Raw genomic sequence first — 17973 nt, 5'->3', positions numbered from 1 at the left:
TTCCGGTCTGGGGCGATGTCGTCTTTGGCGTCAGATGCGGCGCATTATCGCAATTTTCCATCTTGTGCCAGAGCATGCGCAGGCGTATTTCCAGCGGCGGGACACCTCTCCCCAACGAGGGGCGTTTATCTGGAAGGATACCATGACCGATCACACGATCCCGGCCGCGCGGCCGGCCAATCCGCGTTTCTCTTCGGGCCCCTGCGCGAAGATCCCCGGCTTCTCTCTTGACATGCTTGCTGGTGCCCCGCTGGGCCGGTCGCACCGTGCCGCTGTCGGCAAGAACAAGCTGAAAGAGGCCATCGACCTCACCCGTGAAATTCTGGGCGTGCCCGCGGATTACCGCATCGGCATCGTCCCCGGTTCGGACACCGGCGCCGTGGAAATGGCGATGTGGTCGCTGCTGGGTGCACGCGGCGTGGAAATGCTGGCGTGGGAATCCTTCGGCGAAGGCTGGGTCACCGATGTGGTCAAGCAGCTCAAGCTGGACGCGACCGTGAAAAAGGCCCCCTATGGCGAGATCGTGGATTTCGCCACTGTCGATTTTGACAAGGACGTGGTCTTTACCTGGAACGGCACCACCTCGGGCGTGCGCCTGCCGAACGGGGACGCGATCCCCGCGAACCGCGCCGGCCTGACGATCTGCGACGCGACCTCGGCCGCGTTTGCGATGGACCTGCCGTGGGACAAGCTGGATGTGGTCACCTTCTCATGGCAGAAGGTGCTGGGCGGCGAAGGCGCGCATGGCATCCTGATCCTGTCGCCCCGTGCGGTGGAACGCCTGGAAAGCCATACCCCCGCCTGGCCGATGCCAAAAATCTTCCGCATGACCAAGGGCGGCAAGCTGATCGAAGGCATCTTTGTCGGCGAAACCATCAACACCCCCTCGATGATGGCGGTTGAGGACTATCTGGTCGCACTGAAATGGGCGCAGACGGTTGGCGGGCTGAAGGGGCTGATCGCCCGGGCCGAGGCAAACGCCAGGGTCGTGTGGGATTTCTGCGCCGCCAGGCCCTGGATCGCGAACCTCGCGGTCGATCCGGCCACGGCCTCGACCACCTCGGTCTGCCTCAAGTTCACGGACGACCGGATCAAGGACGCCGCCGCCTTTGCCAAGGCCGTCGCCAAGCGCCTGGAAAAAGAGGGTGTCGCGCTGGACATCGGCGCCTATCGCGATGCGCCCGCGGGTCTGCGGATCTGGTGCGGATCGACCGTCGAAACGGCGGATGTCGCGGCGCTGATGCCCTGGCTGGAATGGGCCTTTGAGGCCGAGATCGCCGCACAGGCCTGATCTGGCCCCGGTCGGGCGGCCCCGCCGCCCGCCTTCCCCAAACCCCATTTGACAGGAGCCCGTGATGGCGCCCAAGGTTCTCGTATCCGACAAACTTTCTGAAACCGCCGTACAGATCTTCCGCGACCGCGGGGTCGAGGTGGATTACATGCCCGATCTGGGCAAGGACAAGGACAAGCTGCTGGAAGTGATCGGCCAGTATGACGGTCTGGCAATCCGGTCCGCCACCAAGGTCACCGAAAAGGTGCTGGAAGCGGCGAAAAACCTGAAGGTGATCGGCCGCGCCGGGATCGGCGTGGACAATGTGGACATTCCGGCCGCCTCAAAAAAGGGCGTGATCGTGATGAACACCCCCTTCGGCAACAGCGTCACCACCGCCGAACACGCCATCGCGCTGATGTTCGCCGTGGCGCGCGAACTGCCCGAGGCTTCCGTCTCGACCAAATCCGGCAAGTGGGAAAAGAACCGCTTCATGGGCGTCGAGGTGTTCAACAAGACGCTGGGCCTGATCGGCGCGGGCAATATCGGCTCTATCGTGGCCGACCGCGCGCTGGGTCTGCGGATGAAGGTCATGGCCTATGACCCCTTCCTGTCGGAAGAACGCGCCAAGGCGATGGGCGTCACCAAGGTCGAACTGGATGAACTGCTGGCCAAGGCCGATTTCATCACGCTGCATGTGCCGCTGACCGAAAAGACCAAAAACATCCTGTCGCGTGAAAACCTGGCCAAAACCAAGAAGGGTGTCCGCATCGTCAACGCCGCCCGCGGCGGCCTGATCGACGAAGAGGCGCTGGCCGAGCTGTTGAAATCGGGCCATGTCGCGGGCGCCGCGCTGGACGTGTTCGCGGTGGAACCGGCAACCGACAGCCCGCTGTTCGGCCTGCCGAATGTGGTGGCAACGCCGCATCTGGGCGCCTCGACCACCGAAGCGCAGGAAAACGTGGCGCTGCAAGTGGCCGAACAGATGTCGGACTACCTGCTGACCGGCGCGGTGCAAAACGCGCTGAACATGCCGTCCGTCACCGCCGAGGAAGCCGCCGTCATGGGGCCCTGGGTGAAGCTCGCCGGCCATCTGGGCGATTTCGTCGGCCAGATGACGGATGAGCCGATCCAGGCGATCAACATCCTTTACGATGGCGTCGTGACGGAAATGAAGCTGCAGGCGCTGAACTGCGCCGCGATCGCGGGCATCATGAAGGCCGCGAACCCGGATGTGAACATGGTCTCTGCCCCGGTCATCGCCAAAGAGCGTGGCGTGAACATCGCCACCACCACCCAGGCGAAATCGGGCGTGTTCGACGGCTACATCAAGCTGACCGTCGTGACCGAAACCCGCGAACGGTCGGTCGCGGGCACCGTGTTCAGCGATGGCAAGCCGCGCTTCATCCAGATCAAGGGCATCAACATCGATGCCGAGGTGGGGGCGCACATGCTCTACACCACCAACAAGGACGTGCCCGGCATCATCGGCACGCTGGGTGGTTCGCTGGGCAAGCACAACGTGAACATCGCCAACTTCACCCTGGGCCGCGCCGCGGCGGGCGGCGACGCCATCGCAATCCTGTACCTGGATGAGCCGCTTCCCGCCGCCGTGGTCGATGAGCTGAAGGCCTCGGGGCTGTTCCAGCAGGTCAAACCGCTGGAATTTGAAGTCGCCTGACCTCGAATCCCGTCTGGCTTTGATGTAATGGGCATTGGCCCCCGCGGTGGCGGGGGCCTTTGTCATTGGGGGGGTGCGATGCGCAGCTATGCGATCGGGGATATTCACGGCCAGCTGGATCTGTTGCGCCAGGCCCATGCGCTGATCGCGGCCGATCGCGCGGCCTGCGGTGACACGGATGCCCCGGTGATCCATGTCGGCGATCTGGTGGATCGCGGTCCCGACAGCGCGGGCGTGGTCCGCCATCTGATCGCCGGGCAGGCACGGGGCGAAAACTGGATCGTGCTGAAAGGCAACCACGACCGCATGTTCCTGGGTTTTCTGGCCGATCCCTGGGCGCGTGACCCCATGCTGCGGACCGAATTCAGCTGGCTGCATCCCCGTTTGGGCGGACCGCAGACCCTTGAATCCTATGGCCTGCGCGAACCCGCCAACCGCCCCGTCGAACAGATCCACGCCGAGGCACTGGCCGCCGTGCCACGCGATCACGTCAACTGGCTGGCACGCTTGCCCGTTCATGTTCAGCGGGGACCGGCGCTGTTCGTGCACGCCGGCATCCGCCCCGGCATCGCGCTGCAGTATCAGACCGAGGATGACCAGTTGTGGATTCGCGGCGATTTCCTGAATGACCCGCGCGATCATGGTTTCCTTGTCGTGCATGGCCATACCGCAATCGATCGCGCCACCCATTACGGCAACCGCCTGAACCTGGATTCCAGTGCAGGCTATGGCGGCCCGGTATCCGCCGTGGTGATCGAGGGGCGCGATGCCTGGCTGCTGACCGCCACCGGGCGCGATCCACTGCTGGCCCACGGCTGACAACGGCAGGTAATGACGCTACGTCACGGTCCCGGTTGCGGCTGGCGCCGCGCATTGGCGGGCGTTAGCCTTCGCGCACCAACACAAGGGGATAAGCCATGACCGGGATCGTCATCCTGTCCGGCGCGCGGACGGCCATCGGAACCTTTGGCGGAAGCCTGTCCGGTCTGGCGCCAATCGACATTGCCACCGTCGCCGCCAGGGCGGCACTGCACCGCGCAGCCATCGCGCCCGAAATGATCGGCCAGGTGGTCTTTGGCAATGTCATCGTCACCGAACCGCGCGACATGTATCTGTCGCGGGTCGCGGCGATCAACGCGGGCATCCCGGTCGGCACCCCTGCAATGAACGTCAACCGGCTGTGCGGATCAGGCGTGCAGGCCATCGTGTCGGCGGCGCAGGCACTGATGCTGGGGGATGCCGATTTCGCCCTGGCCGGCGGCGCCGAATGCATGAGCCGCGCCCCCTACAGCCTGCCGCAGGCGCGCTTCGGCCAGAAGATGGGCGATGTCAGGGCCGTCGACATGCTGACCCAGACGCTCAGCTGCCCCTTTGGCACCGGACATATGGGCATCACCGCCGAAAACGTCGCGGCCGAACATGCCATCACCCGCGAAATGCAGGATGCCTTCGCCCTTGAAAGCCAGCGCCGGGCCGCCGCCGCGATCGCGGCCGGGCATTTCAAGGCCGAAATCGTCCCGGTTGAGGTTCCCGGTCGCAAGGGGCATGTGATTTTCGACACCGACGAACACCCCAAGGACACCCGCGCCGACGCGCTGGCCGCGCTGCGCCCGGCGTTTCGCAAGGACGGCACCGTCACAGCGGGCAATGCCTCGGGGATCAATGACGGTGCGGCCGCGCTGGTGCTGGCACGGGCCGAGGCGGCCGAGGCGGCGGGCCTGCGCCCGCGCGCGCGCATCCTGGGCCATGCCGTGGCAGGCGTGCGCCCCGAGGTGATGGGCATCGGCCCGATCCCGGCGGTCGAGGCGCTTTGCGCGCGCATCGGCCTGGAGCCCGGCGATTTCGACATCATTGAATCGAATGAGGCATTCGCCGCCCAGGCGCTTGCCGTCAACGCGGCGCTGGGCCTTGATCCGGCCAGGGTCAACCCCGATGGCGGCGCCATCGCGCTTGGCCATCCGGTCGGGGCGACCGGCGCGATCATCACCGTCAAGGCGCTGCACGCGCTGGAACGCACCGGCGGACGGCGCGCGCTGATCACCATGTGCATCGGCGGCGGGCAAGGCATCGCCCTGGCGATCGAACGGATCTGACCCGGCGTCTAGCGCAGCCGTACCGAGGCCGCGGCAGACCGCCCGCCCCCGTCGATCACCGTCAGCGTCACGAAACCGGGGCCAGACAGCGGCAACAGAACCTCACGCCCGCGTTCGGCCAGGGCGATCGGCGCGCCATTGGCCAGCCAGGTGAAGGGCGGGGTGCCGCCGCGCAGCTTGGCGACCAGACCGCCCTGTGCCTCGACCTCGGCGCCATCGGGGGGGAAGGCCAGTTCCGGCGCATCGCCCGGCACATCGGGCAAAAGCACACCGCGCGGACGGAACCGCTGCAGCGGCTGCGGCAGGCGCGCATTGGGCACCAGCAGCGTGGCGGGCGGCGGCGGGGGCAGCGGGTCGCGGGCCTGCTTGGCGCGGTCGAACAGTTCGAACAGGATCGGCGCGGCCAGATCGCCGCCAAAGGCCCCCGGCACCGGCGTGCCATCGGGCCGGCCCAACCAGATGCCCGCAACATGACGCCCATCAAACCCCAGCGCCAGCGCGTCGCGGTGGCCATAGCTGGTGCCGGTCTTGAAGGCGATCCGCCCCGGCGCGGCCCCGGCAGGCGGCGGCACCTGCGCCAGGATATCGGCGACCTGCCATGCGGCAACGGGGCCGAACAGCCGCCCGTCGGGTGCACCGGATTGCCCCGGCAGGGCCGACAGATGCACCGGGCGCCCCAGCCGCGCCAGCGCCGCATAGCCCTGCACCAGATCCTCAAGGCTGACACCCAGCCCACCCAGCGCCACCGCCAGCCCCGGGGCACCCGAAGGCAGATCAACCCGCATCCCCGCCGCCCGCAGCGTAGCCAGAAGCCGCGCCGGGCCCAGCGCCTCGGTCAGGCTGACCACGGGGATGTTCAAAGACTCTGTCAACGCGGCACGGATGCTGACGGTGCCGCGAAAACGGCGGTCGAAATTCTGTGGCGCCCAGGTGCCGAAGGCCAGCGGACGATCCTCGATCAGTGTTTCGGGATGGGCCAGGCCATCATCGAAGGCCAGCGCATAGACAAAGGGCTTCAGCGTTGATCCGGGCGATCGCGGCGCCTGCGCCATGTCGACAAAACCCGCGTTTGCCTCGGCCCCCCAGCTGGCGCCACCGACATGGGCCAGAACCGCGCCCGTGGCATGGTCGGCAAAGACGATCGCCGCGGAAACCTGCCCGCCCTGCCCGGCCACCGCGCGCGCGGCCAGGCGTTCCGCCGCGCGTTGCAGGCCGGGGTCGATGGTGGTGGCGATCTGTGCGCCCGGGGGTGCGGCACGGGCCAGCCGCGCCGCCAGATGCGGGGCCCGCGCGGGAAAGTCGCGCCGTTGCTGCGGCACGGGTTCGGCAAGGGCGGCCTTTGCCCGGTCGGGGGCCAGCACCCCCGCCGCGGCCAGCCGGTCCAGAACGCGGGCACGGGCGGCTGCGGCCGCCTTGGGAAAGCGATCGGGGCGGCGCGCCTCGGGCGCTTGGGGCAGGGCAATCAGCAGCGCGGCCTCGGCCGCGGTCAGGCGGCGGGGTTCCTTGCCGAACCAGGCCAGCGTCGCGGCCCGCACCCCTTCCAGATTACCGCCATAGGGTGCAAGGCGCAGGTAAAGGCCCAGGATTTCCGCCTTGGACAACCGCCGTTCCAGCGCCAGCGCCACGCGGGCCTGACGGATCTTGCCCGACAGGGTGCCGGTCGGCCCCTCTTCCAGAAGGCGGGCCACCTGCATCGTCAGCGTAGAGGCCCCCGACACCACCCGCCCCGCCAATATCGCCTGCCACGCCGCCCGCGCCACCGCCAGGGGGTCGATGCCGCCGTGGTCGTAAAAGCGGCGATCCTCATAGGCGATCAGCGCGGCCAGGAACCCTTGGTCCACCGGGCCGGGTGCCAGCCGCCAGCGCCCGTCCGCCACCGCGAAGGCCCGCAGGATCAAGCCGTCGCTGGCCAGCACCTCGGTTCCGACCGCCACCGACAGGGGCGGCAGGTCGGTTCGCGCGATCCAGCCATCCAGCCCGTCGCGGGCCGCCGCAAACGCCAATAGCCCCGCGACCAGCCAGATCAGCCCCGTCCGGCGCATCCTAGTTTACCGTCACCCGGCCCGTCGCGGTCTGGGCGCGATAGTCGGGGCGATACATATCCTCGACGCTGGCAGCGGGGTGGTGAAACGCGCCCGGTGTGACGGCCCGCACCATATAGGCCAGCCGCACGGGCATATCCTGATCCCAGTCCAGCGCGGCCAGGAAACGATCCTGGCGGAACTCGGTCATCCGCGTTTCGTCAGCCAGGGACAGCCAGTCAAGCCCCGCCAGATCGCCCCCCCGGATCAGGTTGGGGTTGTCGATTTCGAACCCCGCCGGCAGGGGATCCGCCACGATCAGCCGCGCCGCGCCACCGCCGTGGGGTGTGATTTCCAGCACGGTGACCAGCCGGGTCCCTTGCGCCACGGTGCCCGGGTCCACCGGCGCGCCTTCAGGCGTATAATAGCTGCGCGTCAGGCTATAGCCCTTGCCGCCTGCGGGTTCGGGCGTCTCGGGCACGCCGGTCGTGGTCAGCGTCAGCACCTGCGCCCGGTCCGAGCCATTGGTGATTTCCAACGGCGCATCCGTATCGTCCAGCACGCGCAACAAGGGGCCGGTAACGGGCGCGCCGTTGACGGTAAATCCCTCGGCCCCGGGCCGGTCGATCAGCGCCTGGGTGGACATCAGCACCCAGGCGGCTTCCTGCGTGGACAGGCGCTGCTGGCGCAGGCTGTCGGCGACCGAGGCACCGACGTCGTCCAGCGGCACCGCGTTGGTCCCGGCCTCGGCCGCCAGCGCCAGAACCGCCGCGCGGTCGCGCAAGGCGCTGCCGTAATCGGCGCGCCACAGCTGCCCCTCGGGCGGGGCCGCCTGCAGCATCCGTGCGGCACGGGCAAACATGGTATCTGCCCGCGTCGGATCGCCATATTGCGCCAGTGCCGCCCCCAGTTGCGCCGCAGCCAGGGGGGTGGCGAAATCGCCGCCCTTCACATCGGCGTAATAACGCAGGTCGCCCACCGCCGCGGCCCCTTCGCGCGCCAGCACCATCAGCGCATAGGCCAGCCCGGTGCCGCCATCATTGCTGTCGGCATCGAAATCGGGGGCGTAGTTCACCCGGCTGCGCAGATTGTCCAGCGCCGTGCGGAACGCCGCATCGGGCACCGTATGGCCCCGCGCCCGCGCCCGGCTCAGGAAATCGGTGGCATAGGCATCCAGCCACAGATCGCCCGACCCCGCAGACCACAGGCCGAACGATCCGCTGGCGTCCTGATTGGTCAGCACGTTGGCAATCGCCGTGTCGATCCGGGCGCGCAGGTCGTCAGGCGTCGCAAGACCCATCGCCTGGGCGGCCTCGGACAGATACAAAAGCGGCAAGGCCCTGGATGTCACCTGTTCGGTGCAGCCATAGGGATAGGCGTCCAGCGCCGCCAGCAGCGCGGCGGTGTCGAACCGTGCCAGGGGGCCGACGGCCAGCGTGGCCCGCGCGCTGCCCGGCACGAAGCCGGCAAAGGCATTGGCATCCAGCGTAAAGGTATCGCCCGCCGCCAGATCAAAGCGCGATTGCCGCGCCACGGCCGGATCGTTGCGCTGGATCGGGATGGTCAGGGTCTTTTCCAGCACCCGCCCCGCAGGCGTGGTCAGGGCCACGCGGATCTGTTCCAGCCCCTCGGCCTGCCCGGCGGTCAGCGGGATCGACAGGTCCGCCTTGCCCAGCGGTTCCAGATCAAACCCTGCGGGCACCTCGTCCAGGTCCAGCCCGCCAGAGGTTATATCCAGCCCCATCCTTCCTGCCGGGCCGGTGGCGTGAACGACCTCCAGCAGCAGGCGCGCGCGGTCGCCCGGCGCCAGGAAACGCGGCAGTGACGCCGTCACCACCACCGGATCGCGCACCAGCACATCGGCCTGGGCCTGGCCCACGCCGCCATCCGACCAGGCCACCGCCATCAGCCGCACCGTGCCGTTGAAGGCGGGCAGCGGGACCGCGGCCCGGGCATAGCCATCGGGCCCCACCGTCAGCGGGCCCGAGAAATGCGCCACCAGTTCCTCGGTGGGCGGGGGGGCCTGCATCTGCAGCCCGCGCCCCGCATCGCCGCCGGACCGGATGATCCCCTCGGCCCCGGTGCGCCCGTCGATCAGCCGGCCATAGATATCGCGCAGCCCCACGCCCAGCCGCCGCTGGCCAAAGTAATGCCCCGACGGATCGGGGGCCTTGAAGGCGGTCAGGTTCAGGATGCCCAGATCGACCGCCGCAATGGTGACATGGGCGGTATCCCCCGGGGCGACACCATCAACCTTGATCGCCACGGGCAGGGTCGTGCGCGGATCGGCCGCCTCGGGCACCTCGAACCGCGCCCGCAGTTGGCGTGACCCCGGATCCACCGCGGCATGGGCCAGACCCAGCGCGCGGACCGGCACACGGTCCTGCGGATCGCCCGCCAGCGGGCGCAGGACCGATGCCGTGACATAAGCCCCCGCGCCCCACTCCTCGGTCACGGGCAGGTCGACCGTGGTGTCGCCCGCCGTCACCGGCACGGCCTTGAGCGCGACCACCCGGTTCGACAGCACCGAGACCAGCGCCACGCCATCCGCCGGGGCCACGATGCGCAGCCGCGCCGTATCGCCCGCCCGGTAGCGCGGCTGGTCCAGCGACAGATCCAGCCGGTCGGGGCTGGCGATGGCGTCCGCCGCGGCATACCAGCCCGCGTCGAACCCGACCGAGGCCACCGCGTAGGGCCCGCCCAGCCGTTCCACAACCAGTTCATACCGGCCCCAGTCCACAGGCGCCGCGATCTGCGCGGGGGCAGAGCCATCCAATGTCACCCTACCTTCGGAAATGCGGGTGCGCGCGGTGACGGCCTCCCAGTTCCAGGACCCGTAAAGCGCATACCATTGATAGCGTGTTTCAACCCGGTTCAGCACCCAGCGCAGCTGCATCGGAACGGGCCGGGCGTCAGACCCGAGCGCCACAAGCTGAAACCCCGCCTCGGTGCCCTGGGGCACCGCATCGCCTTGAAACAGCGGCCGGATGCCGATCACCGGATCGGCGGGCAGCAGCGCGCGCGCAATGGTCCGCTCCACCGGCCGGCCCGAGCCTTCACGGACCCGAACCGTGACGGCGGCTTCCAGCGGGGGGACAGCATCGGCGCCAAGGTCAGGCTGCGGCAGGCCAAGGGCTGCCTGCCCGGTGGCATCGGTCTGGCCCAGATCCAGCGGCTCGAACCGCGGGGGAAAGGGGTCGTCATGACGGCCAAAGCGGAAACCTTCCCAGCCCGGCAGGGCGGCGGCGGCGGTCAGGCGCATCTCGCCCTCAACCTGCAGATCCGCGCCGGGCGCGCCAAACAGATAGCGCGCGGCCAACCCCAGTTCGGGCAGCGCATCCGCAGCCAGGGGGCCATCGGGCAGAGTCAGGTCGAAATCGATCCGTTCAGGCAGGAAATCCTCAACCAGCAGCCGGGCAGAGGCCAGCGGCGGCGCCTTTACATCGGCAAAGACATCAAGCCGCCAGGTGCCGCGCGGGGCGGCGGCACCGATGGGGAAAGAGCTGACATGGCCACCGGCCCCCACCGCATCGGTCAGGGCGCGGGCATATTCCACGCCATCGGGACGCATCAGCACCGCCGTCAGCGGCAGCGCCGGCAGCCCCCGGGCCGCGCCGTCACGCGCCAGGATCGTGGCGTGCACCGTTTCGCCCGCGCGATAGGCGCCGCGGTCGGTGGTCAGGAACAGGTCGATCGGCGGCGCGGGCGGGCGCCCCTCGACCCCGCGGTCGGACAGGTCGAATTCCGCATCGGTCAGTGACAGGAAGGCCATGTCCTCGCCCTGCGCCACCCGCACCAGCGCCGGGGCCGAAGACCCCCGCCCCGCGGTCAGCGCCGGGGCAAAGCGGGCGACGCCCTCGGCATCGGTCTGCGCGGTGGCGATCACCGCATTGGCCTTGGACACCAGTTCCACAGCGACACCCGCGCGTGCGCCCGCATCGGACAGGCCGCGCACCACCACCGTCAGCCCATCGACCCCGGACCAGGTCGCAAGCCCCAGATCCGAGATCACGAACCACTGCGTTGCAGGCGGGTTTTCGTAAACATCCGCCCCGGGGACCAAAGCTTGAAGCGCATAGATGCCGGGCCCCAGCGGGCCGGTCACCTCTTGCACGGGCAGGCGGGTGGTGATGTCGCGGTTGACCTGCATCCCCACCTCGGCACTGCCGGTCCAGACCTCTTCGGCCAGGGTTTCGGCGAAATGATCGGTCGACCAGACATCCAGCGACCGGGCGAAGTAATCGTCGCGCAGCGCCGCAACCAGGTTGCGGTCGGACACCCGCATCAGCCGCAGGTCCAGCCGGTCGGTGTTCACGGTTTCCACCGGCAGCCCGGCATCGGCCGCGCGCGGCAGCACATAGGCGCGACCCGGAAAGCGCACTGCGGGTGCGCGGTCACGGACATAGGCGGTGATGGTCACATCCCGCGCCAGGCTTTCGCCCGAGGCGGCGGGCAGCCCTTCGCGGAAGGTCAGTTCCAGCCGCGTGCCGTGCCGGAACCCCGCCACGCACAGCTGATTGGCCTCGGCCTCGACCGACAGGGCCGGTTCGGGCAGTTGCACGAAGCTGGCGTGATCGGCCCCGCGGGCCAGGTCCTCGGAAAAGACCGCGCAAAGGCGGGGGTTGGCAAGGTTGGACTCTACCTGATGTTCGACGATGCGAAAGCCGTATTTGCCGATCGCATCGTCCAGCGCGGCGGCAATGTCCTGTCGCGGCGACAGCCGGGTTGCCAGGCGCAGCGCGGGGATGATCGCGCGCGTCACGTCCGCGCGCGCCTCGGCCTGGGCCAGCACCATCAGCGCCTCGGCCTGCACCGGGGCGGATGGCGCGCGCAGATAGCCATTCACGGCCGCCAGCGCGGCGCGGCGGGCGGCCTCGGTCCGGTCAGGCACGGGGGACCCCAGCGTCAGGCGGGCATAGTCGATCCATTGGTCGGCAGCATCGGTCAGGTTCAGGACCGCGCCCAAAAGCCGCAGCGCCTGCGCGCCATCGCCCGCCGCCCGCGCGGTGTCCAGCGCATCCAGCAGATCGGCCTCGGACCAGTCGCCGGTCACATGGGTGCGGCCCAGGGCGCGGGCCTGATCATGGGCTGCGCGCAACATCCCGACGGGCAGGAACCCAAGATCCGCCGCCCGCGTCGCGGCCCTGGCCTGCGCGCCCGCCGCAGCGATGCGGACATGGCCCGAATAGGCGCCCTGATAGGGTAATGACCCGGTAACGGCGGTTTTCGGAAAGCAGGCGCGCGAGCGGGCATTGTAGGTTATCGCCTCGCAGCGCGGATCGGTCAGGCAGGCGGCCTCGCAGGCATCCAGCGTGGTGTCGAAGATCTGCGCCAGATCGCGGCCCACCAGATCAACCCCTTCGGACAGGACCATGCGACGTTCGGGCACCAGCGCGGCATCCTGGGCATATGCAGGGATGGCAACAGCGGCAAAAACCGCAAACAGAATGGCACGCATGAAAATTCCTCCGCTTCTATGCGGGGATGGTGTCACGGTGTGGCTTTTCTGACAATGCCCGCAGGGGTTAAACCTTATTTCACGGCCATTTGCCAATCTGCCCGGATCGAAACTTTGGGACGGGTTCGGCGGAATGCAAAGCAGTATCGTGGACAAGCTGGCGCAGGAACGCCGCGCGCGCCTTGCGGCGGAACGGCTGCTGGAACAGAAGAAACGCGAACTTTTCGCCGCAAACCAGAAGCTTGCGCAACATGCGCGCGCGCTGTCGGACCAGATCGTGCAGCAACGCCACGGCCTGCAGCGTGCCCTGACCGAGGCCGAATCGCTGAAGGGGGAAAACACCAAGGTGCGTGACGATCTGCAGCGCGCCCATTCGGTGGCGCAGATCGCGCAGCGGCGGCTTTGGGATGCGCTGGAAACCATCCGCGACGGCTTTGCCGTCTTTGACCCCGACCTGCATCTGGTGGTGGCCAACCGCGCCTATCTGTCGTTCTTTCGTGGCCAAATCGTACTGACCCCGGGGATGACGTATGATTCGGTGCTGCAACAGGTGGCGCGGCACGGCATGGTCGAAATGGACGGCCGCGACCCGCTGGACTGGCATCACGACATGGTCGCCCGCATCCGCGGCAGCCATATCGCCCCCTTCATCCTGCGCACCCCGGACGGCCGCCACATCAAGCTGATCGACCGCTGGGCCGAGGATGGCGATCTGGTCTGCCTGGCCCGGGACATCACCAGCACGATCCAGCGCGAAGCCGAAATGGAACAGGCCCGCCGCCGGGCCGAAGCCGCCAGCCGCGCCAAATCCGCCTTCCTCGCCAACATGAGCCATGAGATCCGAACCCCCATGAACGGGGTCGTGGGCATGGCCGAATTGCTGGCCGAAACCGACCTGACCGAGGATCAACGGCTTTATGCCGAAACGATCAAATCATCGGGCGAGGCGTTGTTGACCATCATCAACGATGTGCTCGACTATTCCAAGATCGAAGCCGAACGCCTGCGGCTTTACCCCGAAGTCTTTGATCTGGAACGCTGCATACATGAGGTGATGGTGCTGCTGCAGCCCACGGCCAAGGACAAGGGGGTGAAGCTGCTGGTCGATTACGACCTGTTCCTGCCGACACGGTTCATGGCGGACCCGGGCCGCATGCGTCAGATCATGACCAATCTTTTGGGCAATGCGGTCAAGTTCACCACCGCCGGCCATGTGCTGGCACGCGTGGTCGGTTTCGAACGGACCAACAGCGAATACGAACTGCATGTCACCGTTGAAGATACCGGCATCGGCATCGCGCCCGAATACCTTGATCATGTGTTCGGTGAATTCAATCAGGTCGAAAGCGATTCCAACCGCAAGTTCGAAGGCACCGGCCTTGGCCTGGCCATCACCCGCCAGCTGGTCGAACTGATGGGCGGCGCGGTCTGGGTAGACAGCGAACCCGGAAAGGGATCCTGCTTCGGGTTCAAGGTCGTGGTGCCCGTGGCCGAGCCGGCCGAACCGACGGAAAGGACCGGGCCGCCGATCACGCTTCAGGCGGCCTTGGTGATCGACGATCTGCTGATCAACCGTATCATCCTGGAACGGCAGCTGGAAACCTATGGTCTGGACGTGACGCTGTGCCGATCCAGCGCCGAGGCGCTTCGGGTGCTGGAAGATGGCGCGCGTTTCGATGTGGTGCTGACCGACCATCAGATGCCCGAAATGGATGGCATGGCGCTGGTCGAAAAGCTGCGCGAACGCGGGGTGGCGGCGCCGATCCTGCTGCTGACCTCGGACCCCGAGGCAATGGGCGAAGACCGGATACGCGCGGAACTGGCGGGGTGCCTTGAAAAACCCGTGCTGCGATCAGACCTGTTCCGCACGCTTCAGGCGCTGTCACACCCCGATGCCGCCGCCGCCCCGGACCCACATCCACCCGACCCGCCCCCGGCGGCACTGCGCCAGATGCGCATTCTTGCGGCCGAGGACAATCGCACCAACCAGCTGGTGTTTCGCAAGATGGTGCAGGATTTCGACATCGAGCTGCGCTTTGCCAACAACGGGCGCGAGGCGGTCGAACTGTGGACCGCGTTCCGCCCCGATCTTGTGTTCATGGATATTTCCATGCCCGAAATGGACGGCCGCGAAGCGACACGCGCGATCCGGGCCGCCGAAGGGGGAACGGGGGGGCACACCCCGATCTGTGCCCTGACCGCCCATGCGATGGACGGCGACAGCGACTCGATCTTTGCCGCGGGGGGCGATCACTATCTGACCAAGCCGCTGAAAAAGTCGGCGATCGCCGACATGATCCGCGCCCATCAGCCAGCCGGCGCACGCCCCCCGATCGGCGGTGACGGCAAAGCGGGGTCAAACACCTAGCGCCGGTCAGCGGTCGAATGCGGCGATCGCCTGCAGGAACGCATCGCCAAAGCGGTCCAGCTTCTGTTCCGCCAGCCCCGCACGCAGCAGATCGGCCCGGGTGCGGGGGCGGGTTTCGGCGATCCGGCGCAATGTCGCCGGCGGACAGCTGAGATAGCGATCGTGGCCATCGGCGCCGCGGACCAGACCCAGCTGAACCTCGGCCAGACGGTCGAACAGGCTACCAGCCTCGCGCCCGGCCAGACGGCGGCGGGCGGGGTGCATCGGCGCTGCCGCGCCGGCAATCACCTCAAGGAAGGCGGCGCCATAGCTTTCCAGCTTCCTGGCACCGACCCCGTTGATCCGCGCCATCGCATCCAGCGTCATGGGCCGCGCCTCGGCCATTTCGATCAGGGTCCGGTCGGGAAAGACGACATAAGCCGGCACGCCCGCCGCCTCGGCCAGGGCGCGACGCCTCGCCTTGAGCGCGGACAAAAGCGGCGCATCCTCTTCGGACACAAGCGTGCGCACCACCGGGCGGGCGGTGGCCTTGCGGATCAGGTCGCGCCGCAGCGTGATCTGTGCCTCACCGCGCAGAACGGGGCGGGCGGCTTCGGTCATCACCAGCGCGCCGTGACGTTCGGCGTCGGGGCGGATCAGGTCATGGCCCATCATCTGCCGGAACACAGCCTGCCACTGCGCGCGCGACAGGTCGCGCCCCACGCCAAAGGTCGGCAGCTGGTCATGCCCGCGCGCGGTGATCCTGTCGGTGGCATTACCAAGCAGGATCTCGATCAGGTGCCCGGCGCCAAAGCTTTCGTCCGTGCGCAGCGCCGCCGACAGCGCCTTGCGCACCGCCTCGGTCGCATCGAACAGATCGGGCGGCGTATCGCACAGATCGCAGGTGCCGCAGGGCCCGGACTCTTCCCCGAAATAGGCCAAAAGACGCTGGCGGCGGCAGCCGGTCGCCTCAGCCAGGCCCAGCAGCGCATTCAGCCGGGCGTGATCGGCGGCCTTGCGGTCGGGGGGCGCCAGCCCCTCATCAATCTGGGCGCGGCGCAGACGAATATCGTCGGAGCCATACAGGGTCAGCGTTTCGGCAGGCGCGCCATCACGGCCCGCGCGGCCGATTTCCTGATAATAGCCCTCAATCGACTTTGGCAGATCGGCATGGGCCACCCAACGGATGTCGGGTTTGTCGATCCCCATGCCAAAGGCGATGGTGGCCACGACGATCAGCCCGTCTTCCCGCTGAAACCGCGCCTCGACCTCACGCCGGTCATCGGCATCCATCCCGCCGTGATAGTGGCAGGCGGTGTGACCCGCCTCGCGCAGTGCGGCCGCAATGGTTTCGGTTTTCGCACGCGTCGCGCAATAGACGATGCCAGACTGTCCACGCCGGGCGGCAGCAAAATCCAGGATCTGGCGGCGGGGCTGGTCCTTGGGTTCAAATGCCAGGTGAATATTGGGCCGGTCAAAGCCACGCAAAAAAGTTTCGGGCGCCGTGCCCCCGAACAGCCGGGTGATGATTTCGGCGCGGGTTTCTTCATCCGCAGTGGCGGTGAAGGCGGCCAGCGGCACGCCCAGCGTGCGGCGCAATTCCCCGATCCGCAGATAATCGGGGCGGAAATCATGGCCCCACTGGCTGACGCAATGTGCCTCGTCCACGGCAATCAGCGACACGCCCGCGCGGCGCAACAAGGCCACCGCCCCGCCCGAGGCCAGCCGTTCCGGCGCCATGTACAACAGCTTCAGCCGCCCCTCGTCGATCGCGGCAAAGACCTCTTCGGTTTCCGCGTCGGTATTGCCCGATGTCAGTGCCCCCGCCTCAACCCCCGCGGCACGCAGGGCGCGGACCTGATCGCGCATCAATGCGATCAGCGGCGAAATCACCACCGTGACCCCATCGCGGCACAGCGCGGGCAGCTGATAGCACAGCGACTTGCCCCCGCCGGTCGGCATGATCGCAAGCGTATTGCGCCCGGCGATCACGGCACGGACAATTTCTTCCTGCCCCGGGCGAAAGGACTGGAATCCGAAAATCTGCGCCAGAAGCGCCTCGGGCGAAGGCGCGTTCATGGCTCAGTAACCGTAAAAGAAGCCTGCATTGTTTATCAGCGCCCGTTGGGCGATGATCAGGATGATGAAGGCCACCAGCGGCGCCAGATCAAGGCCAGCGGTATTGGGCAGGACCCGGCGGATCGGCGCATAGACGGGTTCCAGCAGGTTGTTGAGGCCATACCAGATCTGCGCCACCAGCGGCTGGCGGATGTTCAGCACCTGGAAATTGATCAGCCAGCTCAGGATGATATGGGCGATCATGATGAACCAGACGACATTCAGGATCAGGTTCAGCGCCTGAAACAGCGTGATCATACGAAACCTCCGGGCTGCGGTTGGCAAGGAAGTATGTCAGACCGGGCCCGCTTGCAACCGCAAGCCGCACCGGATCTGCCGTAACGTTTGCGGTTGACCTTGCCGCCCCCGCGCGGCAGGCGGATCGTGACAGGAGGTGCCGATGTATCCGTTTATCCGTCTGGCCAAGGAACGGCTAAAGTTTCGCAACGCGCCGGCGTTGCCGGTCCTGGGCACGCATGTGTCGCATCACATCTGCTGGCCCTGGGATCTGGACCCCTGGATGGAGCTGAACAACGGTCGCACGCTGACGCTGTTCGATCTGGGCCGCATCCCGCTGTTGTCGCGCACCGGCCTGCGGCAGGTGTTGAAGGACACCGGCTGGGGCATCGCGGTAGCGGGCAATTCCACCCGCTATCGCCGCCGCGTCAGGGTCTTTCATCGCATCACGATGCATTCGCGCTGCATCGGCTGGGATGCGCGGTTCTTTTACATGGATCAAAGCATGTGGCGGCAGGGGGAATGTTGCAGCCAGATCCTGATCCGGGCCGCCTTCACCTCGGATGCGGGGATCGTGCCGCCCGCGCAGGTGATGGACCGTCTGGGCCGGCCGACCGAAAGCCCGGCGTTGCCCGATTGGGTGCAGGCCTGGATCGCGGCGGATGGCCAGCGCCCCTGGCCGCCCCAGGTTTGACGCGGCGTTCAACCCGCGCTTGCACGCCCCCGCGAATTCGGGCTTGATCCGCCA

The 17973-nt window shown here is 67.6% G+C and carries 10 protein-coding genes; 6 read left to right on the top strand and 4 right to left on the bottom strand.

Annotated elements, in window-relative coordinates; translation table 11 throughout:
* The first annotated feature begins 142 nt into the window (after positions 1-142).
* From ACK8OU_RS04880 to bktB, 4 genes are all read left to right on the top strand, one after another.
* A complete protein-coding gene (locus ACK8OU_RS04880; RefSeq protein WP_410302261.1) occupies positions 143-1291 on the top strand; it encodes a phosphoserine transaminase in 1149 nt (382 codons plus the stop codon).
* A 64-nt stretch (positions 1292-1355) separates the two neighbouring features.
* Complete coding sequence (gene serA / locus ACK8OU_RS04875) at positions 1356-2951, top strand: phosphoglycerate dehydrogenase (protein ID WP_410302260.1); 1596 nt, start codon at positions 1356-1358, stop codon at positions 2949-2951.
* 78 nt (positions 2952-3029) lie between these two features.
* Positions 3030-3770, top strand: a complete 741-nt coding sequence (locus ACK8OU_RS04870) for a metallophosphoesterase family protein (RefSeq protein ID WP_410302259.1) — start codon at positions 3030-3032, stop codon at positions 3768-3770.
* A gap of 98 nt (positions 3771-3868) precedes the next feature.
* Complete coding sequence (gene bktB / locus ACK8OU_RS04865) at positions 3869-5044, top strand: beta-ketothiolase BktB (RefSeq protein ID WP_410302258.1); 1176 nt, start codon at positions 3869-3871, stop codon at positions 5042-5044.
* Positions 5045-5052: 8 nt separating this feature from the next.
* On the opposite strand, the gene pbpC is transcribed toward bktB, so the two are convergent.
* On the bottom strand, positions 5053-7086 hold the full coding sequence (pbpC, locus tag ACK8OU_RS04860; RefSeq protein WP_410302257.1) for a penicillin-binding protein 1C: 2034 nt from the start codon (positions 7084-7086) through the stop codon (positions 5053-5055).
* A 1-nt stretch (position 7087) separates the two neighbouring features.
* Positions 7088-12523: an alpha-2-macroglobulin family protein gene (locus ACK8OU_RS04855; protein ID WP_410302256.1), complete on the bottom strand. Its 5436-nt coding sequence runs from the start codon at positions 12521-12523 to the stop codon at positions 7088-7090.
* Positions 12524-12656: 133 nt separating this feature from the next.
* Between ACK8OU_RS04855 and ACK8OU_RS04850 the strand changes: the two genes are divergently transcribed.
* Positions 12657-14891: a hybrid sensor histidine kinase/response regulator gene (locus ACK8OU_RS04850; RefSeq protein WP_410302255.1), complete on the top strand. Its 2235-nt coding sequence runs from the start codon at positions 12657-12659 to the stop codon at positions 14889-14891.
* A gap of 6 nt (positions 14892-14897) precedes the next feature.
* Here ACK8OU_RS04850 and recQ read toward each other — a convergent pair whose 3' ends face one another.
* Together recQ and ACK8OU_RS04840 are read right to left on the bottom strand one after the other, a co-directional pair.
* Positions 14898-16949, bottom strand: coding sequence for a DNA helicase RecQ (recQ, locus tag ACK8OU_RS04845; protein ID WP_410302254.1), 2052 nt, complete (start codon positions 16947-16949; stop codon positions 14898-14900).
* Between the two features lie 3 nt (positions 16950-16952).
* Positions 16953-17246: a YggT family protein gene (locus ACK8OU_RS04840; protein WP_410302253.1), complete on the bottom strand. Its 294-nt coding sequence runs from the start codon at positions 17244-17246 to the stop codon at positions 16953-16955.
* Between the two features lie 142 nt (positions 17247-17388).
* Here ACK8OU_RS04840 and ACK8OU_RS04835 point away from each other — a divergent pair, with 142 nt between their 5' ends.
* Positions 17389-17919 (top strand): acyl-CoA thioesterase, encoded by a 531-nt coding sequence (locus ACK8OU_RS04835; RefSeq protein ID WP_410302252.1) that lies wholly within the window; start codon positions 17389-17391, stop codon positions 17917-17919.
* The last annotated feature ends 54 nt before the right edge of the window (positions 17920-17973 follow it).

Origin of the sequence: Pontitalea aquivivens (assembly GCF_046507575.1) — a bacterium.
GTDB lineage: Bacteria > Pseudomonadota > Alphaproteobacteria > Rhodobacterales > Rhodobacteraceae > Pontitalea > Pontitalea aquivivens.
This window is presented reverse-complemented; position numbering and strand designations above follow the sequence as displayed.

Coding starts and splice junctions, on each gene's coding strand:
- ACK8OU_RS04855 (WP_410302256.1), bottom strand. CDS start 12,523: ATGCGTGCCATTCTGTTTGCGGTTTTTGCCGCTGTTGCCATCCCTGCA.
- ACK8OU_RS04870 (WP_410302259.1), top strand. CDS start 3,030: ATGCGCAGCTATGCGATCGGGGATATTCACGGCCAGCTGGATCTGTTG.
- recQ (WP_410302254.1), bottom strand. CDS start 16,949: ATGAACGCGCCTTCGCCCGAGGCGCTTCTGGCGCAGATTTTCGGATTC.
- ACK8OU_RS04835 (WP_410302252.1), top strand. CDS start 17,389: ATGTATCCGTTTATCCGTCTGGCCAAGGAACGGCTAAAGTTTCGCAAC.
- bktB (WP_410302258.1), top strand. CDS start 3,869: ATGACCGGGATCGTCATCCTGTCCGGCGCGCGGACGGCCATCGGAACC.
- ACK8OU_RS04840 (WP_410302253.1), bottom strand. CDS start 17,246: ATGATCACGCTGTTTCAGGCGCTGAACCTGATCCTGAATGTCGTCTGG.
- ACK8OU_RS04850 (WP_410302255.1), top strand. CDS start 12,657: ATGCAAAGCAGTATCGTGGACAAGCTGGCGCAGGAACGCCGCGCGCGC.
- ACK8OU_RS04880 (WP_410302261.1), top strand. CDS start 143: ATGACCGATCACACGATCCCGGCCGCGCGGCCGGCCAATCCGCGTTTC.
- pbpC (WP_410302257.1), bottom strand. CDS start 7,086: ATGCGCCGGACGGGGCTGATCTGGCTGGTCGCGGGGCTATTGGCGTTT.
- serA (WP_410302260.1), top strand. CDS start 1,356: ATGGCGCCCAAGGTTCTCGTATCCGACAAACTTTCTGAAACCGCCGTA.